This window comes from Acinetobacter sp. TUM15064, from assembly GCF_008980265.1.
GTDB lineage: Bacteria > Pseudomonadota > Gammaproteobacteria > Pseudomonadales > Moraxellaceae > Acinetobacter.
Map to the genome: position 1 here is coordinate 1 of NZ_BKFU01000217.1, position 450 is coordinate 450.

Here is a 450-nt window from a genome sequence, read left to right on the forward strand (position 1 = left end):
AAGCAGCTCGTTCAATTTGGGCATCTTGTACGATCAATTCATTTTGCTGAGGCGTAAACTCAGCTTCACTACTTAACCCTGAAAATGCATCGAGTTCAGTCGTATGCGTTTTTAATGCAGTCTGCGCGTGGAATACTTGATGGTGGAATGCGAGATAAGCACCCACAGGTAAAGCAATCACTTGTTCTAGTGCAAGATATAAGTTTTCAATTGCATCAGTAAATTCACGGGTGTTATCGCCTTGAATATTGAGTAACGGATATTGGCTACCGGTGATCACAATATGACAGCTTTGGCCCAAAAAGCGGGCTAGGGTCGCAGCCGCATAACTGAGCGTGTCTGTACCATGAATAACAACGAAATGCTGATAACCTTCAAGTTGTAGTTGTTGTATACGTTGAATCAGGCGTAACCAATCAGGTGCCGTGCATGCACTGCTATCAACAATAT

The 450-nt window shown here is 43.3% G+C and carries 1 protein-coding gene; it reads right to left on the minus strand.

Translation table 11 applies throughout. From position 1 onward, the window contains the following. The coding region (locus GBI16_RS18495; RefSeq protein ID WP_171494600.1) for an asparaginase domain-containing protein at positions 1-450 on the minus strand (450 nt) is incomplete at both ends.